19 protein-coding genes and 1 pseudogene are annotated in these 25653 nt (G+C 75.0%); 16 read left to right on the forward strand and 4 right to left on the reverse strand.

All coding sequences use genetic code 11. The features are described 5' to 3' along the window. Positions 1-129: 129 nt before the first annotated feature. The 13 genes and pseudogenes from ACZ466_RS31935 to ACZ466_RS31995 all read left to right on the forward strand — a co-directional run bounded on the left by ACZ466_RS31935 (position 130) and on the right by ACZ466_RS31995 (position 15897). The gene (locus tag ACZ466_RS31935) at positions 130-2661 is read left to right on the forward strand and encodes a sensor histidine kinase (RefSeq protein ID WP_378288012.1); all 2532 of its coding nucleotides are present in this window, start codon (positions 130-132) and stop codon (positions 2659-2661) included. Beyond that, complete coding sequence (locus ACZ466_RS31940; protein WP_464044030.1) at positions 2661-3077, forward strand: roadblock/LC7 domain-containing protein; 417 nt, start codon at positions 2661-2663, stop codon at positions 3075-3077. The genes ACZ466_RS31935 and ACZ466_RS31940 overlap by 1 nt, the downstream gene beginning before the upstream one ends. An 80-nt stretch (positions 3078-3157) precedes the next feature. Then, positions 3158-3741 (forward strand): annotated as a pseudogene (locus tag ACZ466_RS31945) (GTP-binding protein). Positions 3742-3874: 133 nt separating this feature from the next. Then, positions 3875-6730 (forward strand): sensor histidine kinase, encoded by a 2856-nt coding sequence (locus ACZ466_RS31950; protein WP_464044031.1) that lies wholly within the window; start codon positions 3875-3877, stop codon positions 6728-6730. Further along, on the forward strand, positions 6727-7170 hold the full coding sequence (locus ACZ466_RS31955) for a roadblock/LC7 domain-containing protein (protein ID WP_378288013.1): 444 nt from the start codon (positions 6727-6729) through the stop codon (positions 7168-7170). Before ACZ466_RS31950 ends, ACZ466_RS31955 begins: the two co-directional genes overlap by 4 nt. Position 7171: 1 nt before the next feature. Beyond that, entirely contained in the window at positions 7172-7594 is a 423-nt protein-coding gene (locus ACZ466_RS31960) for a DUF742 domain-containing protein (protein WP_378288014.1), read from the forward strand. Next, positions 7575-8189 (forward strand): GTP-binding protein, encoded by a 615-nt coding sequence (locus tag ACZ466_RS31965; protein WP_378288015.1) that lies wholly within the window; start codon positions 7575-7577, stop codon positions 8187-8189. The genes ACZ466_RS31960 and ACZ466_RS31965 overlap by 20 nt, the downstream gene beginning before the upstream one ends. Positions 8190-8495: 306 nt before the next feature. Next, positions 8496-9680 (forward strand): ROK family transcriptional regulator, encoded by a 1185-nt coding sequence (locus ACZ466_RS31970; RefSeq protein WP_378288016.1) that lies wholly within the window; start codon positions 8496-8498, stop codon positions 9678-9680. Positions 9681-9810: 130 nt separating this feature from the next. Next, a complete protein-coding gene (locus ACZ466_RS31975) occupies positions 9811-11313 on the forward strand; it encodes a sugar ABC transporter ATP-binding protein (protein WP_464041770.1) in 1503 nt (500 codons plus the stop codon). Positions 11314-11377: 64 nt separating this feature from the next. Further along, a complete protein-coding gene (locus ACZ466_RS31980; protein ID WP_378288018.1) occupies positions 11378-12475 on the forward strand; it encodes an ABC transporter permease in 1098 nt (365 codons plus the stop codon). A 71-nt stretch (positions 12476-12546) separates the two neighbouring features. After that, positions 12547-13602, forward strand: coding sequence for an ABC transporter substrate-binding protein (locus ACZ466_RS31985; protein ID WP_378288019.1), 1056 nt, complete (start codon positions 12547-12549; stop codon positions 13600-13602). Positions 13603-13723: 121 nt separating this feature from the next. Continuing rightward, complete coding sequence (locus ACZ466_RS31990; protein ID WP_378288020.1) at positions 13724-14893, forward strand: Gfo/Idh/MocA family protein; 1170 nt, start codon at positions 13724-13726, stop codon at positions 14891-14893. Then, entirely contained in the window at positions 14893-15897 is a 1005-nt protein-coding gene (locus tag ACZ466_RS31995) for a sugar phosphate isomerase/epimerase family protein (RefSeq protein ID WP_378288021.1), read from the forward strand. The genes ACZ466_RS31990 and ACZ466_RS31995 overlap by 1 nt, the downstream gene beginning before the upstream one ends. Before the next feature lie 43 nt (positions 15898-15940). Here the strand turns inward: ACZ466_RS31995 and ACZ466_RS32000 are convergent, their stop codons facing one another. Next, complete coding sequence (locus ACZ466_RS32000; protein ID WP_378288022.1) at positions 15941-16651, reverse strand: cupin domain-containing protein; 711 nt, start codon at positions 16649-16651, stop codon at positions 15941-15943. A 522-nt stretch (positions 16652-17173) separates the two neighbouring features. Between ACZ466_RS32000 and ACZ466_RS32005 the strand changes: the two genes are divergently transcribed. Then, on the forward strand, positions 17174-17782 hold the full coding sequence (locus ACZ466_RS32005; protein ID WP_378288023.1) for a hypothetical protein: 609 nt from the start codon (positions 17174-17176) through the stop codon (positions 17780-17782). Here the strand turns inward: ACZ466_RS32005 and ACZ466_RS32010 are convergent. Continuing rightward, on the reverse strand, positions 17727-18317 hold the full coding sequence (locus ACZ466_RS32010; RefSeq protein ID WP_378288024.1) for a Uma2 family endonuclease: 591 nt from the start codon (positions 18315-18317) through the stop codon (positions 17727-17729). The genes ACZ466_RS32005 and ACZ466_RS32010 overlap by 56 nt on opposite strands. 197 nt (positions 18318-18514) lie before the next feature. Here ACZ466_RS32010 and ACZ466_RS32015 point away from each other — a divergent pair, with 197 nt between their 5' ends. Both ACZ466_RS32015 and ACZ466_RS32020 read left to right on the forward strand, forming a co-directional pair. Beyond that, positions 18515-19090: a DUF1707 SHOCT-like domain-containing protein gene (locus ACZ466_RS32015; protein WP_378288025.1), complete on the forward strand. Its 576-nt coding sequence runs from the start codon at positions 18515-18517 to the stop codon at positions 19088-19090. 151 nt (positions 19091-19241) lie between these two features. Then, complete coding sequence (locus tag ACZ466_RS32020; RefSeq protein ID WP_464041771.1) at positions 19242-22931, forward strand: collagen-like domain-containing protein; 3690 nt, start codon at positions 19242-19244, stop codon at positions 22929-22931. Between the two features lie 260 nt (positions 22932-23191). Here the strand turns inward: ACZ466_RS32020 and ACZ466_RS32025 are convergent, their stop codons facing one another. Both ACZ466_RS32025 and ACZ466_RS32030 read right to left on the reverse strand, forming a co-directional pair. Beyond that, the gene (locus tag ACZ466_RS32025; protein WP_378282522.1) at positions 23192-23377 is read right to left on the reverse strand and encodes a hypothetical protein; all 186 of its coding nucleotides are present in this window, start codon (positions 23375-23377) and stop codon (positions 23192-23194) included. Positions 23378-23609: 232 nt separating this feature from the next. Next, a complete protein-coding gene (locus ACZ466_RS32030; protein ID WP_378282521.1) occupies positions 23610-25565 on the reverse strand; it encodes an endonuclease/exonuclease/phosphatase in 1956 nt (651 codons plus the stop codon). Positions 25566-25653: the final 88 nt, after the last annotated feature.

The raw sequence follows: 25653 nt of genomic DNA on the forward strand, positions 1-25653 counted from the left end.
GGTTATTTGTACCGAAATATAGAGAACTTGCGGGTACGGGAGCAGCAGCCTCTATGATCGGTCGGCATCCGCAGTCCGGGGGAACGGTCTGACAGTCCGGGGGCAACCCAGGCGAGCCACGAGTGGGACATGAATCCTCGAACGCGTTCGATCCGATCAAGGATCGTCCTGCTGCTCCTGGTGCCCGTGCTGTCCCTGGTCGCGCTGTGGTCGTTCACCGCGGTGCTCACCCTCGGCGAGTCCCTCGACCACCGCGCGGCGGAGCGTTCCACGACCCGGATGCGCACCGCCGTCCAGGATGTCGTCCTCGCCCTCGGCACCGAACGGCAGGCCACCGCCGCCTTCCTCGGCGGCCCCGGCGACGCCCCGCGGACCGAGCTGGACGCCGCCCGCGGCCGTACCGACACCGCGGCCCGCGCGTTCCGCGTCCGGGCCCGTGAGGAGCTGGACGCGGCGGGCGGCCCGGACGACCGCGCGGCGGGCGCGCTGCGCGAGGCGCTGCGCGAACTGGACCGGCTGCCCGCCTCCCGGCGCACCGCCGACGGCCGCGGCATGGAGCCGGTCGCCGCGATCGACACCTACAGCGCCCCCGTCGAGGCGATGCACGCCTTCACCGAACGGCGCGCCCCCACCGCCGACGGCGCCCTCTACCACTGGAGCGCGGGCCTGGTCGCCGGCACCCGCGCCATGGACCTGGTGATGCGGGAGAGCGCGCTGGTCGCCGGCGCCGCCGCCGGGGACGGCCGGCTGACCGCCGCCGAGCACCGCCGCTTCGTCGAGACGGTCGCCGCGCAGCGGCTGCTGTGGGCCGACCAGCGGGCGCACCTGCCCGCCGGGGTGCACGGCCGCGTGCTGGCCCCGCTGTTCTCCTCGCCCGCCTACACCGGCTTCCGCGCCCTGGAGGAGGCCGTCGCCGGGGCCGCGGCCGAGGAGGCGGAGGTGGACGCCCGCCAGTGGAGCGCCACCGTCCCGCCGCTGCTCGGCACGCTCGGCGCCGCGAACCAGCAGGCGTCCCGCATGCTGGCCGCCGAGCAGGACGCCCGCGGCCGGGAGCTGACGCTGCGGCTGTCGCTGGCGGGCGGGCTCGGGCTGGTCGCGGTGCTGGCGTCGATCGTCGTGGCCTTCCGGTCCGGCCGCGGCCTGGTCGGCGAGCTGGCCGCGCTCCGCGCCGCCGCCGCCGGACCGGGCGAGCCGCCGGAGGACGCGCAGGAGCCTGCGTCCACGGCGTCTCCGCCGGCGAGCCGTACCACCGAGATCCGCCAGGTCGCGGACGCGCTCACCGGGCTCCGGCGGACCGCCGGGGAGGCCGCGGAAGGCCGCGCCGAGCTGCACGAGGTCGTGAACCGCGTCTTCCTCAACATCGCCCGCCGCAACCAGTCGCTGCTGCACCGCCAGCTGGCCATGCTGGAGGAGATGCGGGACCAGGGCCGCCCGCAGGGCGGGGACGCGGCCGAGCCCGGCCGGGTCGACCGCCTCGGGCATCTGGCCACCCGGATGCGGCGGCACGCCGAGAGCCTGATCATCCTGTCCGGCGCCAGCCCCGGCCGGGGACGCCGCGAGGCCGTCCCGATGGCGGACGTGCTCGCCGAGGCCGTCGCCGAGATCGAGGAGCGCGACCGGGTGTCGGTCCTCACGCAGTCCCGGGAGGGGCTGGTGGGCGGCGCGGTGCCCGACGTGGTCCACCTGCTGGCCGAGCTGCTGGAGAACGCGGCCACGTTCTCCCCGCCCAGCACCGCCATCCGGCTGCTGGCCGAGCGGGTGGGCAGCGGGTTCGCGATCGAGGTCGAGGACCGCGGGCTGGGCATGCGGCCCGCCGAGCTGGACGAGCTCAACGCCCGGCTCGCCGCCCCGCCGGAGTTCGACCTGGCCGACACCGACCGCCTGGGACTCCTGGTGGTCGCGCGGCTCGCCGCCCGGCACGGGGCCCGGGTCTCGCTGCGGCCCTCCCCGTACGGCGGCACCACCGCGATCGTGGTGCTGCCGCACGAGCTCATGGTCCCCGCCGAGCGCGTGACCCGTCCCGGACGCGCGCTCCTGGCCGCGCGCCCCGCCCCGTCCGAGGCGCCCCGGGTGCCCGAAGAACCCGAAGAACCTGAAGGACCCGAAGAACTTGAGGAACCAGCGTCGTCCGTGCCCGTGCCGGAGTCCGAGTCCTTCCCGGACGTCGAGCCCGCTCCGGAACCCGTTCCGCTGCTCCGCATCGCGGGCCGGACGATGCCCCAGAACGACCAAGATGCCCCCGAAACCGGCGTTTCTGCTGCGAACTCCGCGTCGGCGGGCAATCCTTGGTTCGACGACGTCGCCGACCCGGCCGCCCCCGCGGCCGCGGAAGGCGGCGTCGAGCCCCGGGAGGGCGGACGCCCTCCCGTGCCGGGAGCCGGCGCGCGCACCGCCACCGGCGGTGCGGGCGCGGCGAACGGCGGCGGGCAGCCGTCCGAGCCGGCGGACACCCACGCCGGCTTGCCCCGGCGGCGACGCCAGGAGAGCCTGGCCCCGCAACTGCGAAGGAAGCACGGAACGCCGCCACCACCGGCGGCGGAACAGGGTCCGGCCGGCGTCATCGTCCGGTCGCCCGAGGAGGCCCGTTCGATGATGGCGTCGATACAGCGAGGATGGCGACGCGCCCGAGCGTCGGATCAGGGGGATGAGGAAGCGCGATGATGCACAACACCGCGACCGGTGAACTGAACTGGCTGCTCAACGACTTCGCCGGGCGCGTCCCGACGGTCCGCCAGGCGGTGATCCTCTCTCGTGACGGCCTGGCCGTCGCGGCCTCCCAGGAACTGGGACGTGAGGACGCCGAGCACCTGTCGGCGCTGGCGGCCGGGGTGCAGAGCCTGGCCCGCGGCGCCGGCCGGCACTTCGGCGGCGGCAACGTCCGGCAGACCATCATCGAGATGGACTCCATGCTGCTGTTCGTGACCGCGGCGGGCAACGGCACCTGCCTGGCGGTGCTGGCGGCCGCCGACGCCGACGCCGGCCTGATCGCCTACGAGATGGCCGTCCTGGTCAAGCGGGTGGGTCAGCACCTGCAGGCCAGCCCGCGCTTCGCCGGTACGGGCTTCGACGGGGCCTGACCCGGCATGGACGGCGCGGCGGCGCACCAGCGGCGGGCGGGCGCCGGCCCGGCCGCCGGCCCGCCGCGGGCGGTGCGCCGGTGACGCCCGGGCCGCTGGTCACCACCAAGATCCTCGTGGCCGGCGGCTTCGGCGTCGGGAAGACCACGATGGTGGGCTCCATCAGCGAGATCCGCCCGCTGCACACCGAGGAGCCGCTGACCGGCCGCGGCGCCGGCGTGGACGACGTCGCGGGCGTGGAGCGCAAGGGCACCACCACCGTGGCCATGGACTTCGGCCGCGTCACGCTGACCGAGCGGCTGGTGCTCTACCTGTTCGGCACGCCCGGGCAGGAGCGGTTCTGGTTCATGTGGGACGAGCTCGCCTACGGCGCGCTCGGCGCGGTGGTGCTGGCCGACACCCGGCGGCTGCGCGACTGCTTCCCGTCCATCGACTACTTCGAGCAGCGCGGCACGCCGTTCGTGGTGGCGGTCAACTGCTTCGACGGCGTCGAGTCGCACCGTCCCGAGGACATCGCGATCGCGCTGGACCTCGATCCCGGCGTCCCGGTCGTGCTGTGCGACGTGCGCAGCCGCGACTCGGCCAGGACGTGCTGATCCGGCTGGTCGAGCACGTGCTGAGCTGGTCGGACGCCGAGGAGGGCGCCGCCGCCCCCGCCGGTTGACATGGGCCGGCGCCGCCCGGCGTAGTAGGCTCCGGCAGTCCCCCCTTAAACCTACATATCGAGAGGTTTTCCCCCGCATGTCGCGCCTCTGGCAGCTCTCCGCTCCCGACGGGCGCAGGGGTCATCAGCGGTGATGGCCCGGCGCTTCTCCTCGATCCGGACCTGGATCGTCCTGCTGATCCTGGTCCCGCTGATCTCCCTGGCCGCCCTGTGGGCGTTCGCCATCGGCACCACCTACGGCGACGCCCGGCAGCTCCAGCAGAGCAACCAGTTCCAGGAGAAGTCGCTGCTGCCCACACAGCGGCTGATCGACGCCCTGCAGAAGGAGCGCAGGCTGTCCCTGGGCCGCCTCGCCGGGTCCCGCGCGGCGACGCCGTCCGCGCTGGCGGACCAGCGCCGCGCCACCGACCGGGTCCGGGCCGAGGTGCGGCGGCACGCCGCCGACCGCCGGCTGCGCAACGCGATCGACCGGCCCGTGGTGGAGCGGATCGACGTGTTCGTGACCCGGCTGAACGGGCTGGAGCAGATGCGCGGCGGGGTGGACGGCCGCACCACGGACCGGTCGCGGGTGCTGGAGGAGTACTCCGGGCTGGTGGACGCGGCGTTCGCCATCTACGCCTCGGTGGCGCCCGCCGACGCGCGGATCGCCGCGCAGGGCACGACGCTGATCGCGATGGCCCGGGCGCGGGAGTTCCTGGCCCGCGAGGACGCGCTGCTGACCGGCGCGGCGGTCGCCGGGCACCTCACCGTCGCCGAGCGCGCCCAGTTCGCCCAGCTGGTGGGCGCGCAGCGGCACCTGTACGCCGACAACTCGGCCGGGCTGCGGGCCGCGCAGCGCGACCGGCTGCGCAACCTGCTCGCCACGCCGGAGTTCACGCACATGCGCCGGCTGGAGGACCAGATCGTGCGCGGCGCGGAGCCGGCCGAGCACCGCGCCGGGCAGGGACAGCCCGGCGGGCGCAACGGCACCGGCCAGGGCGGCCAGGGCCGCGGCGGCTCCGGGAACGGCGCGGGCGGGGACACCGCGGGCGGCGACGCCGGCGGGGCCGGGAACGAGGCCGCCCTCGCGCCGGTGGACGCCGCCTCCTGGCGGGCCACCGTGGACACCGTCGCCGGGCGCCTGTTCGAGTTCGAGAACGCCTCCCTCGAGGACATCACCCACCGGGCCGAGGACATCGCCTTCGGCGTGGTGCGGCGGCTGGCGCTGGCGGGCGGGACCGGCCTGGTCGCCATCGTGGTCTCGATCGTCATCGCGATCCGGGTCTCGCGCCGGCTCCTGGGGGAGACCCGGACGCTGGCCAGGGGCGTGGGCGACTTCACCCGCCGCACCCTGCCGATGCTGGCCGAGCGGGCGCGCGACGGGGAGCCGATCGACGGGATCGACGACGACGTCCCCGACATCGACTACCGGATCAACGAGATCCGCGAGATCTCCGAGTCGTTCCAGCGCGCCCGGGACGCGGTGCTGGTCGCCGCCGCCCGCGAGCTGGAGGTCCGCAACGGGCTCAGCGAGGTGTTCGTCAACCTGGCCCGCCGCAACCAGGCCCTGCTGCACCGCCAGCTCAGCCTGCTGGACACCATGGAGCGCCGCACCGAGGACCCGGCCGAGCTGTCGGACCTGTTCCGGCTGGACCACCTGGCCACCCGCATGCGCCGGCACGCCGAGGGCCTGGTCATCCTGGCGGGCAAGTCCGCCGGGCGCGGCTGGCGCCGCCCGGTGCCGGTGGTGGACGTGGTCCGCGGCGCGGTCGCCGAGGTCGAGGACTACCCGCGGGTCCGGGTGCAGCCGCTGCCCCGGGTCGCCCTGCAGGGCACCGCGGTCGCCGACGTCATCCACATGCTCGCCGAGATCGTGGAGAACGCCACCACGTACTCGCCGCCCCAGTCGCCGGTGCGGGTCAGCGGCCACAGCGTGGCCAACGGCCTGGTCGTCGAGGTCGAGGACCGCGGCCTGGGGATGACCGAGCACGACCTGACGATCGCCAACGAGCGGCTGGCCGAGCCGCCGGAGTTCGACCCGTCCGACAGCGCCCGGCTGGGCCTGTTCGTGGTCGCCCGGCTGGCCCGCCGGCACGGCATCACCGTCAGCCTGCGGCAGTCCCCGTACGGGGGGACGACCGCGATCGCGCTCATCCCGGCCGCGCTCATCACCGACGTCCCCGAGCCCGAGCCCGCCGGGCGGCGCGGCACCGGCCCGATGGCGGCCATGCCCGAGCACGCCGGGATCTCGGCGGGCGGCGGCGGGGGCGCGCGGCCGTCCGGCGACACCGGTCCGGTGCGGCTGGTGTCCAACCCGCCTCCGGCGGATGCGGGCCGTCCGCTGGCCTCGGCGCCGCCGCTCCCGCCCGCGCCGTCCGTCCCGCCTGTTCCGCCCGTGGCGCCTCCGGCTCCCGTTCCGCCCGCGCCGCCCGCTCCCGCGGCGCCGCCCGCACCGCCCGCACCGCCCGCGGAGCCGGTGCGGCAGTCCCGGGACGAGCCGGCCCAGGAGCAGGCGCCCCTGGCCGAGGGAGAGCTCCCGCGGCGCAGGCGGCAGACGCACCTGGCGCCCCAGCTCAAGGAGCGCGTGGACGCCGACCTGGCGGCCGAGCGGCGCGGCGAGGCCGTCCCGCCCGTTCCCAAGCAGATCCCGCGGATTCCGACGCTTCCGCAGGGGCCGGCGGTCCCGCCGGTTCCCGCGGGCCCGCCGGAGCGTCCCGTGCCGCTCGCGGCTCCCGTTCCCCCCGCCGCCCCACCCCCGGCGGAGCCGATCGCGACGGATCCGCCCACGGCGGCCGGCGCGACCCGGCATGATCAGGTTGACGACGTTCCGGACGGTCCGGGCGTCCCGGATCCGGGTGGGCCGGATCCGGGGGACGACCGGCCGCGCACGCCGGAGGAGATGCGATCGATCATGTCCTCCATGCAACGCGGCTGGGAGCGCGGACGTATTGATTCAGGACAGGCGGCGCAAGCCGGGCAGTCCCGAGCCGAGGAGGACGACACCCCATGACCGAAGCCCAGCAGGCAGGCGCGGATCCCGGCGCGGCGGCCGGCGAGCTGAACTGGCTGCTCGACAGCCTGGTCCAGCGGGTGGCGCAGGTGCAGAACGCGGCCGTGCTGTCCAGCGACGGTCTGCGGATCGCCGCGTCCAAGGGACTGGGCAAGGAGCAGTCCGACCACCTCTCGGCGGTGGCGGCCACCTTCCAGAGCCTGGCCCGCGGCGCCGGCGAGACGTTCGGCGGCGGCCCCGTCCGGCAGACCATCGTGGAGATGGAGTCGGCGTTCCTGTTCGTCACCGCGGCGGGCAAGGGCGCCTGCCTGGCGGTGCTGGCCGACGCCGACGCCGACCTCGGCGTGATCGCCTACGAGATGGCGATGCTGGTGACCCGGGTGGGGCAGCACCTGTCGGCCAATCCGCGGATCGTCGCGGCCGACCTGGGCGGCGCCTGAGGTGTCCCGGGTCCCGCACGCCGGGGAAGGGGCGGCCTGGTTCGACGACGCGGCCGGGCCGGTGGTGCGCCCGTACGCCCTCACCGGCGGACGCACCGACTACGACGCCGAGGTCCTCGACCTGGTCGCGCTGATCGTGACCGAGGAGGGGACGGCGGAGGCCGGCGGCCTGGACGGCGCCGGGCACGGGACGGGCGGCTGGGCCCCCGACCCCGAACATGAGATGATCTTGGAGCTTTGCCGCACCCCGCTGTCGGTGGTCGAGATAGCGTCGGAACTGGAACTCGCCCTGGGCGTCGTCCGCGTGCTGCTGGGCGATCTGCTCGACCACTCGCTGGTCCGCGTCCGGCGTCCGGCGCCGGTGGCGCAGTTCCCCAGCGAGCGCGTACTCAAGGAAGTGATCGATGGAATCCGTGCGCTCTGACCCGGCCGTGGCCGCCGGGGAATCCGCGCTGACCGTCAAGATCCTCGTTGCCGGAGGTTTCGGCGTCGGCAAGTCCACCCTGGTGAGCGCGGTCAGCGAGATCCGTCCGCTGCGCACCGAGGAGGCGCTGACCGAGAAGAGCATCGGGATCGACGACACCTCCGCCGTGGCCAACAAGACGACCACGACGGTGGCCATGGACTTCGGCCGCATCACGCTGCCCAACGGCCTGGTGCTGTTCGTGTTCGGCACCCCCGGCCAGGACCGGTTCTGGTTCATGTGGGACGAGCTGGCCAAGGGCGCCCTGGGGGCGGTGGTGCTGGTCGACACCCGCCGGCTGGCCGACTGCTTCGCCTCGGTGGACTACTTCGAGCGCCGCGGCGTGCCGTTCATCATCGGCGTGAACCGGTTCGAGGACTCGGCGGTGCACTCGCCCGACCAGGTCCGGGACGCCCTGGACCTGTCCCCCGACATCCCGGTGATCAACTGTGACGTGCGGGAGCGCGAGTCGGCCAAGCAGGTGCTCATCGCGCTGGTGGAGCACATCATGCGCTCGATGAGCAGCCGCCGCGACCCGGGCGCCCTCACCTACTGACCGACTCCGCCTGACCGACTCCGCGCGACGATCCGCGCGACGACCCCGCGCCCCCGACCCCGCGCCCCCGACCCCGCAGCCCCCGACCTCCCCGCCCCCGAGAAGCTCCGAGACCCCCGCCGGCCGCCGCAGGCCGGCGGGGGTCTCTTTCGCTCCGGCTTTGTCCTCTCTCAGGAGAAAGTTAGGAACGATCTGATTAAAAGGTCTTCTCAACGGAACGAAAGACGGTTACCTTCTCGCCAGGCCCGGCGCTCGGCGACCTCCCGGCGGGGCGCCGGGACTATCCGAAGGGACGGCGTGATGCGCATGACGGCTCGACCGCAGAACGTGCACCAGGCACGACTGCTGCGGCTGCTGCGCGACGAGGGCCCGCGTTCGCGCGCCGAGCTCGGGGACGTCGTGCACCTCTCCCGGTCCAAGCTGGCCGTGGAGCTCGACCGGCTGGTCGCGCTGGGCCTGGTCGAGGCCGCCGGGCTGGCGGCCTCCCGCGGCGGGCGCCGCTCGGGCATCGTGCGGCTCTCGCCCGCGCTGCGGTTCGTGGCCTTCGACATCGGGGCCACCTCGATCGACGTGGCCGTGACCAACGGCGAGCTGGAGGTGCTCGGGCACGTCAGCGAGCCGTGCGAGGTCCGGGCGGGCGCGACCGTCGTCCTGGACCGCGCCCTGGACCTGCTCGGCAAGCTGCGCGACGAGGGGCTGATCCCGCAGGAGGTGCACGGCACCGGCATCGGGGTGCCCGGCCCGGTCAGCTTCCGCGACGGCATGCCGGTGGCGCCGCCGATCATGCCCGGCTGGGACCGCTTCCCCGTCCGCGAGGCGATCGGCCAGGAGCTCGGCTGCCCGGTGCTGGTCGACAACGACGTCAACATCATGGCGCTGGGCGAGCTGCACGCCGGCCCCGCCCGCTCGGTGAACGACTTCCTGCTCGTCAAGATCGGCACCGGTATCGGCTGCGGCATCGTCGTGGACGGCGCCATCTACCGCGGCGTCTCCGGCAGCGCCGGCGACATCGGCCACATCCGGGTCGCCGACGACGGCCCGGTGTGCGCCTGCGGCAACACCGGCTGCCTGGAGGCCTACTTCGGCGGCGCCGCGCTGGCCCGGGACGCCGCCGCCGAGGCCCGCCTGGGCCGCTCGGCGCGGCTCGCCGAGATCCTCGCCGCCACCGGGGAGATCACCGCGCTGGACGTGGCGGCCGCGGCGGCCGCCGGCGACCCGGTCGCGGTCCGGCTGATCCGCGAGGGCGGGCGGCACGTCGGGCAGGTGCTCGCCGGGCTGGTCAGCTTCTTCAACCCCGGGCTCGTCATCATCGCGGGCGGCGTGGCGGGGCTCGGGCACACCCTGCTGGCCGAGATCCGCAGCGTCGTCTACCGCAGGTCGCTGCCGCTGGCGACCGGCAACCTCCCGATCGTGCTGTCCGAGCTCGCCGGCGCCGCCGGCGTGATCGGCGGCGCCCGTCTCATCAGCGACCACGTCTTCGCCACAGCCTGACCCCACCCCCCGGCAGAGGAGACCCCCGTGGGCCCTGCGAAGGACAGCGACGACGGCCCCCCCGGCCGCGGCCGCGCACGACACCGTCCCCGAGGAGGACGCCGAGGACGCCGCCGGCCCGCTGCTGCGGATGCGCGGCATCGTCAAGCGGTTCCCCGGCGTCCGCGCCCTGGACGGCGTCGACCTGGACGTCCGCGCCGGCGAGGTGCACTGCCTGCTCGGCCAGAACGGCGCCGGCAAGTCCACCCTGATCAAGGTGCTGGCCGGGGCGCACCGTCCCGACGGCGGCGAGATCTCACTGGGCGGCGAGCCGTTCGCCCCGGCCGACCCGACCGCGGCCATGCGCGCCGGGATCGCCACCATCTACCAGGAGCTGGACCTGGTGGACGGCCTGTCGGTGGCCGACAACATCTTCCTCGGCCACGAGCGGGCCCGGTTCGGCTTCACCCGCCGCGCCGACGGCGAGCGCGAGGCCCGCGCGCTGCTGGCCCGGCTCGGGCACGGCGAGATCCCGCCGCGCCGCGAGACCGGCCGGCTGCCCGCCGCGGGCCGCCAGGTGGTGAGCATGGCGCGGGCGCTGTCGCACGAGGCCCGGCTGATCGTCATGGACGAGCCGTCCGCCGCGCTGGCGCACGACGAGGTCTCCAACCTGTTCCGCATCATCCGGGAGCTGACCGCGGCCGGGGTGGCGGTGGTGTACATCTCGCACCGGCTGGAGGAGATCCGGGAGATCGGCGACCGCGTCACCGTCCTCAAGGACGGCCGCACCGTCGCCACCAACCTGCCGGCCCGCACCACCCCGACGTCCCGGATCGTGTCCCTGATGACGGGCCGCGACGTGGAGTACGCCTTCCCCGGCCGGTCCTCCCGCGAGGACGGCGACGAGGTCCTCAAGGTCGAGGGCCTGTCACTGGCGGGCTGGTTCGAGGACGTCTCCTTCACCGTCCGGGCGGGGGAGATCGTCGGGCTGGCGGGCCTGGTCGGCTCGGGCCGCTCGGAGATCCTGGAGACCGTCTACGGCAGCCGCAGGCCCACCGCCGGGCGGGTCCTGCTGGACGGCCGCCCGGTGCGTCCGGGCGACACCGGCGCGGCGGTGCGGCGCGGGATGGGCATGGCCCCGGAGGAGCGCAAGAGCCAGGCGCTGCTGCTGCACGAGTCGGTCGCCGGGAACGTCTCGCTGGCCGGGCTGGGCCGCTACTCGAAACTGGGCTGGCTCGACCGCCGCCGCGAGAACGCGGACGTGCGGCGGCAGATCGAGGCGCTCGACATCCGCCCGCCCGACCCGCGCCGCCCGGTGGCGACGCTGTCGGGCGGCAACCAGCAGAAGGTCGTCCTGGCCCGCTGGCTGCTGGACGCCGGCGGCGAGACCTCGGGGGGCCTGCGCCTGCTCGTCCTGGACGAGCCCACCCGCGGCGTCGACGTGGGCGCCCGCGCGGAGCTGTACGCGGTGATCCGCGAGCTGGCCGACCGGGGCGTGGCGGTGCTGCTGGTGTCCAGCGAGGTCCCCGAGGTGCTCGGGCTGGCCGACCGCGTCCTGGTCGTCCGCGAGGGCCGGATCATCCACCAGGCACCCGGCCGCGACCTCGACGAATCCCGGGTACTCAACATGATCATGGAGGGGAGGGCCACGTGACCGAGCGGAGCGAGGGAACCGATAGGCACAGCACCCTGGTCACGGGGCCGACGAAGGAGGCCCTGTGACGGAAGCCGGAGTGGGACCCAAGGAGGGGCTGGACGGCGGGCCCTCCGCGCGGGAGGGAGCCGTCAAGGGCGGCGACTCCGGGTCGCGGCCGCCCTGGGGGCGGCTGCCGTGGCAGCGGCCGAACGGCGACGGGAACGGCAACGGGGCGGTGGGCGGGCCCGGCGAGATCCGCCATCTGGGCCTGGTCGCCGCGCTGGTGCTGCTGGGGCTGGTCGGCCTGGTCACCCAGCCCGACAACTTCGCGACGTCGGGCAACCTGGTCGGGATCCTGGCGCTGGCGTCCACCATCGGCGTCATCACCGTCGGCATGACCTTCGTGATCATCGGCGGCGGGATCGACCTGTCGGTGGGCGCGCTGATGGCGCTGGCCTCGGTGTGGGCGACGACGCTGGCGACCCAGTCGTACGGGCCGGTCGTGATGGCGGTGTGCGCGATCCTGGTCGGCACCGGCGCCGGGCTGGTGAACGGGCTGCTCATCTCCTACGGGCGGCTGGTGCCGTTCATCGCGACGCTGGCGATGCTGGTGGCCGCGCGGGGGCTGGCGCAGCGCATGTCGGACCGCAAGACCCAGCTGATCCGTCCCGAGAACGACGCGATCGAGGCGCTGTCCACGACCAAGCTGCTGGGGCTGCCGCTGGTGGTGTTCATCTTCGCCGCGGTGGCCGCCGCGGGCTGGGTGCTGCTCAACCGGACCACGTTCGGGCGGCGCACGTTCGCGGTCGGCGGCAACCCCGAGGCGGCCCGGCTGGCCGGCATCAACGTGCGGCGCCAGACCCTGGCCCTGTACGCGCTGTCCGGGCTGTGCTGCGGCATCGCCGCGATCATCATCATGGCCCGCACCACGACCGGCTCCAGCACCCACGGCGACCTGTACGAGCTGGACGCCATCGCCGCGGTCATCATCGGCGGCACGCTGCTCACCGGCGGCCGCGGCACGCTGGTCGGCTCGATCCTGGGCGTGCTGGTGTTCACGCTCATCACCAACCTGTTCATCCTCAACGGCCTGCAGACCAGCGACCAGCTGATCGCCAAGGGCGTGATCATCGTGATCGCCGTGCTGCTGCAGCGCCGGGGCCTGCGCGGCCCCACCTGACCCCGCCGCCCGCCCACCCTGTCCGCACCGACCGCCAGGCTCCCGCCCCACCCCCCAACCAGGAGCACGCCATGGACAACGCCCGACCCAGCCGCCGCAACCTGCTGCTCGGCGGCGCCGCCGTCGCGGCCGGCGGCCTGGCCGCCGCCTGCACCAGCAACGACCCCGAGCAGGAGACCGCGCCGGCCGCCCAGGTCGGCAACAACGCCGGCGACAACGACAAGCCCGGCCAGAAGGTCACCATCGGCTTCTCCGCGCCCGCCGCCGACCACGGCTGGATCGCGGCCATCACCAAGAACGCCGAGGCCCAGGCCAAGCGCTACTCCGACGTCACGTGGAAGCCGGTCGAGCCGACCAACGACATCAACCAGCAGATCTCCGCCGTGGAGTCGCTGATCTCCGCCAAGGTGAACGCGCTGGTGCTGCTGCCCAACGACGGCGAGCAGCTCAACCAGGTGGCCCGCAAGGCGATGGACGCCGGCATCCCGGTCATCAACCTGGACCGGGTGTTCCCCGACAAGCTGTCGTACCGGACGTGGATCGGCGGCGACAACTACGGCATGGGCGTGGCCGCCGGGCACTACACCGGCCGCAGGCTCAAGGAGAAGGGCGTCACCAACCCGGTGATCGTCGAGATCCAGGGGATCGCGACGCTGCCCCTCACCCAGGACCGCAGCAAGGGCTTCGCCGACGCGCTGAAGACCTTCGGGTTCAACGTCACCGCCAAGCAGGACGCCAAGTTCACGGTGGAGACCGGCAACCAGGTCGCCGCCAACCTCCTGCAGGCGCACAAGAAGATCGACGCGCTGTGGAACCACGACGACGACCAGGGCGTGGGCGTGCTGGCCGCGATCAAGCAGGCCGGCCGCAAGGAGTTCTTCATGGTCGGCGGCGCGGGCTCGGCCAACGCGATGCGGGAGATCAAGACCGGCGGGGTGCTGGAGGCCACCGTCACCTACAGCCCCACCATGGCCGGCTCGGCGATCCGGGTGGCCCGGTTGATCGCGCAGGGCAAGGGGATGGCCGACCTCGTGGAGCAGCAGGTCCCGCAGTCGATCACGCTGGCCTCGGAGACCATCACCCGGCAGAACGTCGACAAGTACATGCCGCTCGGCTTCGAGTCCTGAGCACGGCCGCGGGACCGGGCCGCCGCCTTCCGGGGGCGGCCCGGCCGCGGTGCCCGGCGCGCGCCGGGCGCGGGGACCGCTGCTCGAACGCGCCGGCGACGGCGCACGAAAGGGGATGCACATGACGAGTGAGAGGGCGACGGTCGGCGTCGGGCTGGTGGGGCACGCCTTCATGGGACGCGCCCACTCCCAGGCGTGGCGGAGCGTCGGGCCGTTCTTCGACCCGCCGCTGACACCGGTCATGGCCGCGCTGGCCGGTCGCTCGGAGGACCGGGCCGGGGCGGCGGCGCGCGAGCTGGGCTGGGCGTCGGTCGAGACCGACTGGAAGGAACTGCTGCGCCGCGACGACGTCCAGCTGATCGACATCTGCACGCCGGGCGACAGCCATGCCGAGATCGCGGTCGCCGCCCTCGACGCGGGCAAGCACGTGCTGTGCGAGAAGCCGCTGGCCAACACGGTGGAGGAGGCCGAGGCGATGGTCGCGGCGGCCGAGCGCGCCCGGGCCCGCGGGGTGCGCTCCATGGTGGGCTTCAACTACCGGCGCGTCCCCGCGCTCACCCTGGCCCGCCGCATGGTCGCCGACGGCCGGCTCGGCACGCTGCGGCACGTCCGGGCCCAGTACCTGCAGGACTGGCTGACCGACCCGCGGTCGCCGCTGGTGTGGCGGCTGCAGAAGGACCGCGCGGGGTCGGGGGCGCTCGGCGACATCGGCGCGCACATCATCGACGCCGCCCAGTTCGTCGCCGGGCAGACGCTCACCGGGGTGTCGGCGCTGACCGAGACGTTCGTCCGGGAGCGGCCCGTCGTCGGCGGCGACGGCACCGGCCCGGTCACGGTGGACGACGCCGCGCTGTTCATCGGCCGCACCTCGGGCGGGGCGCTGGCCTCGTTCGAGGCGACCCGGTTCGCCGCCGGCCGCAAGAACTCGCTGCGGCTGGAGCTGAACGGCTCGGCCGGCAGCCTCGCCTTCGACCTGGAGGCGCTCAACGAGCTGTGGTTCCACGACCACACCGAGGACGCCGGCACGGCCGGGTTCCGCCGGATCCTGGTCACCGAGCCCGAGCACCCCTACGCCGGGGCGTGGTGGCCGCCCGGCCACCTCCTCGGCTACGAGCACACCTTCACCCACCAGCTCGCCGACCTGCTGAAGGCGATCGCCGACGGCACCGACCCGAGCCCCTCGTTCGCCGACGGCCTGCAGGTGCAGCGGGTGCTGGAGGCCGTCGAGGGCAGCGCGGGCGGCGACGGCGGCTGGACGCCCGTGAAGACCGACCCGGAAGGGAGCGCGTGATGGCACGACCGATCACCCTGTTCACCGGCCAGTGGGCGGACCTGCCCTTCGAGGAGGTGTGCCGGCTCGCCGCGGACTGGGGCTACGACGGGCTGGAGATCGCCTGCTGGGGCGACCACTTCGAGGTCGACAGGGCGCTGTCGGAGCCCGGCTACGTCCAGCGCAAGCGCGACACCCTGGCCAAGTACGACCTCCAGGTGTGGGCGATCTCCAACCACCTGGTCGGGCAGGCGGTCTGCGACCACCCGATCGACGAGCGGCACGAGGCGATCCTGCCCGCCCGCATCTGGGGCGACGGGGAGCCCGAGGGGGTGCGCCGCCGCGCCGCCGAGGAGATCAAGGACACCGCGCGGGCCGCCGCCGAGCTGGGCGTGGAGACCGTGGTGGGCTTCACCGGCTCGTCGATCTGGCACACCGTGGCGATGTTCCCGCCCGTCCCGCCCGCGATGATCGAACGCGGCTACGCCGACTTCGCCGACCGCTGGAACCCGATCCTGGACGTGTTCGACGAGGTCGGCGTGCGGTTCGCGCACGAGGTGCACCCCAGCGAGATCGCCTACGACTACTGGACGACCGTGCGGACCCTGGAGGCGATCGGCCACCGCCCGGCGTTCGGCCTCAACTGGGACCCCTCGCACTTCGTCTGGCAGGAGCTGGACCCGGTCGGCTTCCTGTTCGACTTCCGCGACCGCATCTACCACGTGGACTGCAAGGACACCAAGGTGCGGACCGGCGACGGCCGCCGCGGCCGGCTGTCGTCCCACCTGCCCTGGGCCGACCTGCGGCGCGGCTGGGACTTCATCTCCACCGGGCGCGGCGACGTGCCGTGGGAGGACTGCTTCCGCGCGCTGAATGCCATCGGCTACGACGGCCCCATCTCGATCGAGTGGGAGGACGCGGGCATGAACCGGCTCCAGGGCGCGCCCCAGTCGCTGGAGTTCGTCCGGGCCCTCGTCGAGATCGAGCCGCCGGACAGCGCCTTCGACGCGGCGTTCTCCAGCTGACGGCGGCCGCCCCCGCACCCGTCCGGGGTGCGGGGGCGCCGCCTCACAGCGCCCGGAAGTCGGCGAAGTCGAAGCCCGGGGACACGACGCAGCTGACCAGGACCTCCTGCCCGGCGGCGGGACGTGCGGCCTGCCAGGTGCCCGCCGGGACGAGCGCCTGGGGCGCGTGGCCCCCGGCGAGGTCGTCGCCGAGCATGATGGTGGACGGGTCGCCGCCGGGACGCTCTCCGTCGCCGCCGAGCAGCAGGGCCAGCGGCCCGCCGCGATGCCACAGCCAGACCTCGTCGGAGCGGACCGCGTGCCACATCGACTCCTCGCCGGGCGGCAGCAGGAAGTAGATGCCGGTGGCCGCGGCCCGTTCGCCGGGGTAGCCGCCGGGCCGGAAGGCGACGGGGGAGCGCCACGTCTCGCGGAACCAGCCGCCTTCCGGATGCGGCAGCAGGTCGAGCGTTTCGGCGGTGGCCGGGCGGGAGAGGAACGCCACATGCCCGCCCTGCGGCCCGCGCCGCGCGTACCTGACGCCGGCCGCGTGCGTGCGGTCGACGACGCCGCGCGGGGGGACGGGGGCGGGGTCGAACGCGACCGCGATGACCTGCCCTTCGGGGAAGGCGTCGTCGGCGACGGCGAGCGCGTCGGTGTCGTCGGGCACCTCGCCCGCCTGCGCGTCGGGCGCCCAGACCGCGCCCGCCTCGTCCAGCGCGAACCGGGGTCCGTCCTGGGCCCGCCAGGCGTCCAGTGTCGTCAGCAGCAGCACGGCAGGAGCCTAGTGGGCCGGGCCGCGCGGGGGCGGGGGCGGCGCGGGGTGTCGCGTTGATCGAACGTTGATCGGCTGTTGATCGGGACCGTGCATGCTGTCTTGCGCACGGTCCGTAGGGCGCGGTGCGGTGACCGCGGGGTTCGCGGGGTTCTCCGCGGTGCCGGTGCCGCTGTTCGGACCGTGCCGTCTTGTGCGGCGGGTCGGCCGGATCGGGGGATGCGGCCACCCGCCGGCCTGGGCGGTCCGCCTCGAAGCGGCCCGCGGGCAGTCCCCGCCGGCCGGTGAGACGGCCACGACGCACAGGGCGTACATGGGGAGCCCGCGCCGGGAGCGCGGCGCACGAGGGCGTCACGAACGATTCGGGGGCCGAGATCATCGAACGGCGGCCTGGCCGCCCGTCCGGATCTCGCCGCGTTCGCGCCCAGGTGCCGCGCACGGCGCAGCTTCTCCCCCTGGCGGGGGAGGACGTCGCCCGCGGGCGGGAAGCCCCGGTGGGGCGGCCTTGGCGAGCATGGCCGCGTGAACGTCATAGAGCGTCTTCCAGAATCGCCCGAGACCCCGACGACCGCGCGGCCCGTCCCGCGCTGGGCCCTGTGGGCGGCGCACGCCGTGCCCCTGGCGGTGCTGCCGGCCGGGCTGTGGCGCATCCTGCTGGGCCTGGGCGTGCCGATGGGGTTCAGCGGGGAGCTCGCCCGCGTGTACGAGGGGCCCGACTGGGTGCTCACCCCGTACGTGATCGTGCTGAGCCTGATCGCCGAAGGCGCCGCGCTGCTGACCCTCGGCCTGGTGCGGCCGTGGGGGGAGGTGTTCCCGCGGTGGCTGCCGCTCGTCGGCGGCCGGAACGTCCCGGTGGCCGGGGCGGTGACCGCCGCCCTCCTCGGGGCGGTGACGGTCATGTGGTTGTGCGTGGACGTCCTGCGCGCCTGGGACGGGCCCGACTTCATGGGCAACCCGGAATCCCCGCAGGGCCTCGCCGGATGGATCATGGCGCTCTCCTATGCGCCCATGCTGGCCTGGGGGCCGCTGCTGATCGCCGTCACTCTCGCCTACTACGCTCGGCGCCGCGGCGGGCTCAGTCCATCTCCGACAGCCGCGCCGGATCGAACCGGATCGGGAACGGCGCGCTGACCGCGATCTCCTCGCCCGCCCGCGTCCTGCCGGCCGTGCGGTAGCGCGGGTCGGGCGAGGCGAGTTCCAGCATCGTCACGGCCGGGCGCGGCTCCAGGTCGACGATCCAGTAGTGCGGGATGCCGGCGGCGGCGTACTCGGCGACCTTGCGCACCCGGTCGACCTGCTCGCTGCCGGTGCGCGGCGTCACGACCTCCGCGACCAGTAGCAGGTCCGGGCCGTAGTAGGTGCGGGACTGCCGCTCCAGGGCGGTGCGCGCCACGTCCCGCCCGACCGCGAACACGTCCGGCCTGCGGATCCCGGCGGGCGTGCTGACCTCCCGGGGCGATCCCGCGACGTGCACGTCCGCGCCCGTTGCGTGCGCGGCCGTCCGCAGGATCTCGGTCAGCCGCTCGGCGGCGTGGTCGTGCCACAGGTCACCGGGCAGCTCGGTCAGCCAGCCGTCGGCCAGCTCGTGGCGCAGCCCGTCCTCGGGCAGGGCGTCGAGATCGTAGAGCGTGTACGGGCCGTGGGCATGGCCGGCCGGTGCGCCCATGGCGTCCCTCCCCCCGATGATCTTCGCCTGAGCCGAATGTAGTGGAACGCTCCGCGCGAAGCGGCGCAGGTGCGTCCCGCTCTCTCGAAATGAGAGCAAAGGCGAGTTAAGATACATCTCGACCTTCGGGCTTGACCCTCCACCTCCCGGAGACTCCAGGCTCGGGGGACGACCCCCGCCTCCAAGGAGGAGCCGCCGTGACGAACGCCGAGCGGACCGAGCCCGCCCCGCGTGCCTCCGACCAGGACCGGGACGAGGTGCTCGTCCGCCTGCACACCGCCTACGCCGAGGGGCGGCTGGACGAACGGGAGCTGGACGAGCGCATCGACCTGGTGCTGGCCTCCCGCACCCACGACGAGCTCGACCGGCTGGCCGCCGACCTGCCCGCGGCGCGGAGCGTCCCGGAATGGCGGCCGGAGGCGGACACCCGGCGCCGTTCCCGCGGCCGGTTCCAGATGGCCTACAAGAGCCGGATCAGCCGCACCGGGCGGTGGCGGCTGCCCGAGCGCTACACCGTCGCCGCCTACAAGGGCGAGTGCCTGCTCGACCTGAGCGAGGCCGAGCCGGCCGGTCCGGTCATCACGCTGCGGGTGCTGGCGTACAAGTCCGACGTGCGCATCATCGTCCCGCCCGGGGTCCGGGTCGAGGCCGGTGGCCTGGGCGTCTCCACCGAGGTCCGGGACGAGCCGGACCCGGCGGCACCGGTCGTGCACGTGCAGGGTCTGGCCTATAAGGGCGCGATCGAGGCAATAGATCATCTTCGCCGTCCCTGAGGCGATATAAACGCTCCCGCACCCCTTTCGGTGCTGATCCCGCGGATGTCCGCACAGAGGCGGTTTCGGCGCGGTTTGATGGTGTGCCATCGCGCACGGCGATGGTGCGTGATGGCCGGTGCGGCGATGGCCACGGTGCGAAGGAGCGGGCGTGACGGCAAGGACCCCGGAGCAGGACGGTGCCCGGCTCTTGGCGGGGACGGAACCGCCCACCGGGGACGAACTCTCCGGCCCGCGCGGTTCCCGGCAGATCCGGCGGCGGCTGGCGTTCCGGGCGGCCGAGGCCCTCGGCGAGCCCGCCGAGCCCCGGGAAGGCCGCGCACAGCGCAAGAAGGGGGAGAAGGGACCGTCCCCCTGGCAGCGCGCCCAGGACGCGTGGCGGAACGCGGACGTCCCGTGGAACGGTACCGGCCCGTCCCCCAAGGCCCCGCAGCGGCCGCGACCGGAGCAGGCGGAGGCCGCACAGACCCCCGCCCCCACCAAGCCCGAGAAGCCGAGCAGGCCGCAGAGGCCGGCCAAGGCCGAGAAGCCCGCGCGTCCAGGGAAGGCCACGCGGGCGGGAAGGGCCGCCAAGGCGGAGAAGCCCACCAACGCGGCCAAGCCCACCGGCGCGGAAGGGCCCACCAGCGTGGGCAAGGCCGCCAACGCGGGGAAGGCCACCGGCGCGGGCAAGGCCGCCAGCGGGGGCAAGCCCACCGGCGCGGATGAGCCCACCAACGCGGGCAAGGCCGCCGACGCGGGGAAGGGCGCCAACGCGGGCAAGCCCACGGGCGCGGGCAAGCCCACGGGCGTGGGGAAGGCCACCGGCGCGGGCAAGGCCGCTAGCGGGGGCAAGCCCACCGGCGCGGATGAGCCCACCAACGCGGGCAAGGGCGCCAACGCGGGCATGCCCACGGGCGCGGGCAAGCCCACGGGCGTGGGGAAGGCCACCGGCGCGGGCAAGGCCGCTAGCGGGGGCAAGCCCACCGGCGCGGATGAGCCCACCAACGCGGGCAAGGGCGCCAACGCGGGGAAGGGCGCCGACGCGGGGAAGGGCGCCAACGCGGGCAAGCCCACGGGCGCGGGCAAGCCCACCAGCGCGGGGAAGGCCACCGGCGCGGGAAAGCCCACCGGCGCGGGGAAGGCCACCGGCGCGGGGAAGGCCACCGGTGTGGCTAAGGCTGCGGGCGTGGGGAAGGCCGCCAAGGTAGAGAAGTCCGGTGGCGCGGAGACGTCGGCTAAGGGTGAGCGGTCTGCCGGAAAGGCTGAGAAGGCTGCCGCCAAGCGGCAGAAGCGGTCGGCCTCTAAGACGGCGCGTGCGGCCGGTGTGGTCAGCGCCGCTGCGGCCGAGGAGAAGGCCGAGGTTTCCGGCGGCTCCGGGGCGTCCAAGGGTGCCGGGACGAGCGGCACGGGTAAGGCCGCTGCCGTGCCGTCCCCCCGGCGCGAGGTCGGGTTGCGGCGGCCCTCGCACGCGGCCGTGGCGATCGGGGTCGGTGCGGTCGTGGTCGTCGGTGTCGCCGCGTACGCCCTGTCGGGCGACTCCGGTGTGAGCGGCCCGCGGTCGGCGGTCGCCGCGTCGACGTCCGCCGAGGGCTGGTTCGTGGCCGACCCGGCCGCCAAGGCCGACGGGCTCGTGCAGGACCTGGTGACCGTGGCCGCGTTCGGCGGCACGGTCGTCGCCGCCGGGACGGAGACGGCCGGGGACGGCACGCCGCAGCGGGAGCGCGCCGAGTTCCTCCTCTCCCAGGACGCCGGGAAGACCTGGCGGCTGGCCGAGGTGCGCACGCCCGACGGCGCGGTGCCCGCGCCCGGGGTGCGGCCCCGGATGCTGGCCGGGGGTGCCGGGGCCTGGACGGCGATCGGGCAGTCGGCGGACGGCCGGGTCGCGGTGTGGACGAGCGTCGACGGGCGCTCCTGGACGCAGGAGGGCGCCGCGGCCTCCGCGTTCGGCCCCAACGACCGGGTGAACGCGGTGGTCCGCACCTCCGGCGGGTTCGTGGCGGCCGGGGTGACCTCGCCCGGCGGGGCGGACGTGCGGGCCGTGGTGTGGACCTCGGCCGACGGCCGGGCCTGGCAGCGCGCGGACCGGCTCAACCTGCCCGACATGGCCGGGATCGGCGGGCTGGCGGCGTCCGGTGACACGGTGGTGGCGCACGGCTCGTTCAGCCGGAAGGTGACCAGGACGGTCGAGCGCAAGGGCAAGAAGAAGGGCACCCAGAAGGTCACGCAGACCGTGCGGGGCGAGGCCATGTGGCGGTCCGCCGACGGCGGCCGCACCTGGACGGCGGTGAACCTGCCCCAGGGGCAGGGGGCGTACGGGCCCGCCAAGGGCCTGACGGCGGGTCCGGGCGGCTTCTACCTGGCCCGCGAGGGGAAGAGCACGACGGGGTCGAAGAAGAAGCGCAAGACGAGCCGGTACGGCGTGGTCTTCGGTTCGGCGGACGGGGCGACGTGGGTGCCCGCCGCGCAGCTCACCGTCCCCGAGTACAGGAACGTGGAGCGGCTGTCGGGCACGTCCGCGGGGCTCGCCGCGCTTGTGCGGGGCAGGGGCAACACCGGGACGGTGCTGCGCAGCGCCGATGGGCGGGCCTGGCGGCCCGGCGGCGAGGTGGGCGCGCCCGGGCCCGGTTCGGCGATCAGCGGGCTGGCGGTCGCCGACGGCGGCGGCGCCGTCGTCACGGGCCGCCGCGGCGAGGACGGCTTCATGGCGCTGGCCGCCGCGCCCGGCCCCGCGACCGCGGTCAACCTGGCCGGGGTGCCGGGCGCGGTGCGGCCGGAGCGCACGCTGGCCGCCTGCGCGCCCGATCAGTCGGGCAAGCTGGTGGTCGTGGGCAGCACCGGCGGTGACGCGGCGGCCTGGAGCAGCACGGACGGGGCCGCGTGGTCCCGTGCGCAGGGCCCGGACTTCGGGGCCGGGCGCGCGGGCGGTCCGGGGCAGGCGCGGCAGCGGCTGACCGATGTCGCGAACGGCGCGCACGGCTGGCTCGCGGTCGGCCGCACCGACGCCCCGCGCGGGGGTGCCTCGACCCCGCTGGTGGTGGCCTCGCGGGACGGCGCGACCTGGCGCAAGGTCGGCTTCCCGGGCGGGAAGACGGTTTCGGGCGTGGCGTCCGGCCAGGGCGGCTACGTCGTGGTGGGCATGGTCGGCGGCTCGGCCGCGGCCTGGCGTTCGGGGGATCTGCGAGCCTGGACGCGCGGCGGCAACGCGGGCAGGGGCGATCTCGACGGCCCGACCTGGATGCGGGACGTGGCGGCGACGTCCACGGGGTTCGCGGCGGTCGGCGGGCGCCGGGCCGCCGCCCCGGCGGGGCGGGGCGGGGCGGGGCCCGCGCCGACCGGCGACCTGCCCGCGATCTGGACCTCGGCGGACGGCCGGAAGTGGGCCGCGGTGGCCTCGCCCGCGCTTCCGGCGGGGATCGCCTCGGGTGCCTTCTTCCAGGTGGTCGCGCGCGGGGACGCGCTGGTGGCGCTCGGCTGGGGCCGTACCGCGGGGGCCGCGGGCGCTCCCGGGCGCGCGGCCGCGTTCGTGGCGCACTCGCCCGACGGCGGCCGCACGTGGCGGACGAGCGTGCCGCAGGGGGCCGGGGAGACGACGACGCTGACGGCCGTGGCGGCGACGTCCAAGGGTTTCCTGCTGGCGGGCTCGTCGGGCCTGCCGGGGCGCCAGGACGTCGTGCTGTGGAGCTCGCCCGGCGGCGCCGGGGACTGGCGGCGCGTGCCGGCGTTCGGCGCCGGTCTGGACGGGCGCGGCGACCAGCGGCTGACCTCGCTGGCCGTGCTGGGCGGGGAGGTCGTGGGGACGGGGATCAGCGCCGACCACAGGGGCGAGACGCCGATGTTCTGGCGCACGCCCGCGCCCTGACCCGAAGGTGTGAGCGGGCCGCCCGGGGACGATCCCGGGCGGCCCGTTCGTGTCGTTCAGCCGTTGCAGCCGCAGCCGCACCCCTTGGGGCACGAGCAACTGCCGCCGTGTCCACAACTGCATCCGTCTTTGGCCATGCCCGGAAGGTAGCGCCGGATCGGGGGCGGGTCCATGGCCGGGCGCGGGGCTGTGGCCGCGGCGCGAGGTAGCGCTCACGCCCTGGCCACTTTGTCCGCGTTGCAGGTGTCATGTACGGGTGCTCAGGTACGGATGTTGAGATCGACGCCGAGCAGGACGAGGAACCACAGGAAGATCGCGAGCAGTGCGCTGGCGACCTGCCGCACCAGTTCCGAGTCGATGTATCCGCGGTCCCAGGCGATGAACACGCCGACGATGATGTAGATCAGCCCGATGACGCTGACGCCGGATCTGTACCTGACCGCCATGGGGGTCGTCTCCTCACGTGGGGGGCTCGTGACCTCCCGTGGGTGCCCCGGCGTGCGGAGATGAAACTTCTTCGGACCTTCGGGCCGTTCCCGAAGGGATCGGATGGGTGACAAGTGCCTGTCGGTGGATGTAGCGGAGGCGGCACGCAAGGCGATAATCGAAGTGTCGCTTCGGTGGCCGGCGGCACTTTAGGGCAGCGCGCGCCGGCCACCGCAGCTTCACGCGCGGCGGCTACTTCCCGGACATGTCGATGCGGACCACGGACGGGTCGCGGTCGCCGGCCCGCTCCGCGAACTCGGCGTTGCGGTGCACGATGTCGTACTCGTGGCCGCGCGCGGCGAGCGACGGGCTGAGCATGATGTGGTCGAGGGCCCGCGCGTTGCCGCCCGTGACCGTGGTGTAGCGCTCCCGGGCCGGCAGGGCCGCCGGGAGGTCGCGCAGCCGGGCCTGCTGGGCCAGCGTTCTGACGGGGGTGGCGAACTCCTGCTCGTTGAGGTCGCCGGCGACGATGACGGCGGCGTCCCCGTCCACCGCCCGCACCGACCGGACGAAGCCCGCCACCACGCGGGCCTGCGCGTCCCGCCGCCACTCGGTGGGACGCAGCGGCGGCTGGTGGCGGCCGAACAGCGGCTGGTCGTCGCCGGTGCGCGGGAACCACTGGTTGGCCACGACGATGATCCGCCGGCCCTGCCAGGTCAGCTCGCCCGCGACCGGCTTGCGGGTACGGCTCCAGGCGGCGTCGCCGGGGGCGATCCGTCCCGGGCTCAGGCTCAGCCGCACGCCGCCCGAGCCGTCGGGCAGGGCCTTGACCGGGGTGCCGGACAGGTCGGCGGGACGGGGCGCCTCGCCGTCCTGCGCGCTTCCCGCGCCGCCCGCCGCCGCGGTGCCGGGACGGTCGACGAAGCCCAGCCCCCGGTCGGTCCGGAACAGGAAGCCGATGTGGTCGTTGGCGCCCGCGTCGCCGCCGTCGGCGTTGTCGCGCGGCGGGATGGAGCGCCAGTCGTAGCCGGGTCCGCCCGCCGCGCTGATCGCGGTGATCAGCTCGGCGACGGTCTGGTCGGCGGCGACGGTGCCGTCGTCGGCCGCCCCGCTGTTGTCGCGCAGCCCGGTGATCGCCACCAGGTCGGGGGAGCGCAGCCCCTCCACCACGTCGGCGGCCAGCGCGGCGAAGCGCTCGGAGGGCGCGTCCGGGCTCAGCCCGCCGAGGTCGGCGGTGGCGACGGCCAGTTCGCCGGCGCGGGCGGGACGGGTGGTCTCCCGGGTCAGGCCGCCGTCCCGGCGCTGCGGGGTGGCGGTGGGCAGCAGCCTGAACGAGCCGTGGCCGTAGTCGACGACGCCGGTGGTGGGGCCGGGGAGCCGGTCGCCCACGTTCATCCCGGGGAGGGCGGCGAGCGCGTCGTCGAGGACGATCCGCTCCGGGTTGGCGTCGGCGGCGGTCTCCAGCACCCCGCCGCGCGCCGTGCGCGGACCGGCGCCCGCGCCGCCCGCCGGCAGCACCGGGATCTCGCCGTGCCGGGACGGGCCGGCGGCGACGGCGTCCTCGACCGCGGCGCGCATGCCTTCGAGCGACTCGTAGAAGTCCAGCGCGTCCCGCGCCGGGTCGAAGCGCCCGCCCGACTCGACGTCGCGGCCGGGGGCGGCGCCGGGCTCGCCGTCCACGACGGTGGACGGCGGCCTGCGCCCCTTGGGCCCGAGCACGGCCGGGGCGGGCAGCGGGACGCCGCGCGCCTCGGTCACGGTACGGGTCGCGTCGATCTCCGTGCGGCCCAGGAAGGGCGACCGGGAACCGCCGGGCCGGAACTCGCTGACCCGTCCGTCCACGCGGACGGCGTCGCCCGGCGCCGCCGGGGGCCGGGTGCGGGTGAAGACGAAGACGCCCTCGGAGGTGGCATCGTCGCGGTCGGGGCGCGGGTCCTGCATCCAGAACCCGTTGCCCGACACCGCCGTCACCACGCCGGGGACCCGGGTGACGACCGTGCCGTTGAGCGGCGACACGTGCCCGCCGCCCTGGACGTCGCGGATGCGGCGCTCGGCCACGGCCGCCGGCGGCGCCGCCGCGTGGGCGGGCAGCGGGGCCAGCAGCGGCGCGCACAGCGCCGGGACGGCCAGTAGGGCTCCGGCGGCGAGCGCGCGGACCGGCCGGGTACTCCTGGACGGTCCCGGCTCGCCTAGGTACGGGTACGCCAACCCTGCTCCATGATCGACTCGCGTACGGCTCAGGAACTCAGGAAGAAGGATGACATACCGCCGGCCCGCCGCCGACCCGGACGGTGAA

It is taken from the genome of Actinomadura rugatobispora (assembly GCF_055379765.1).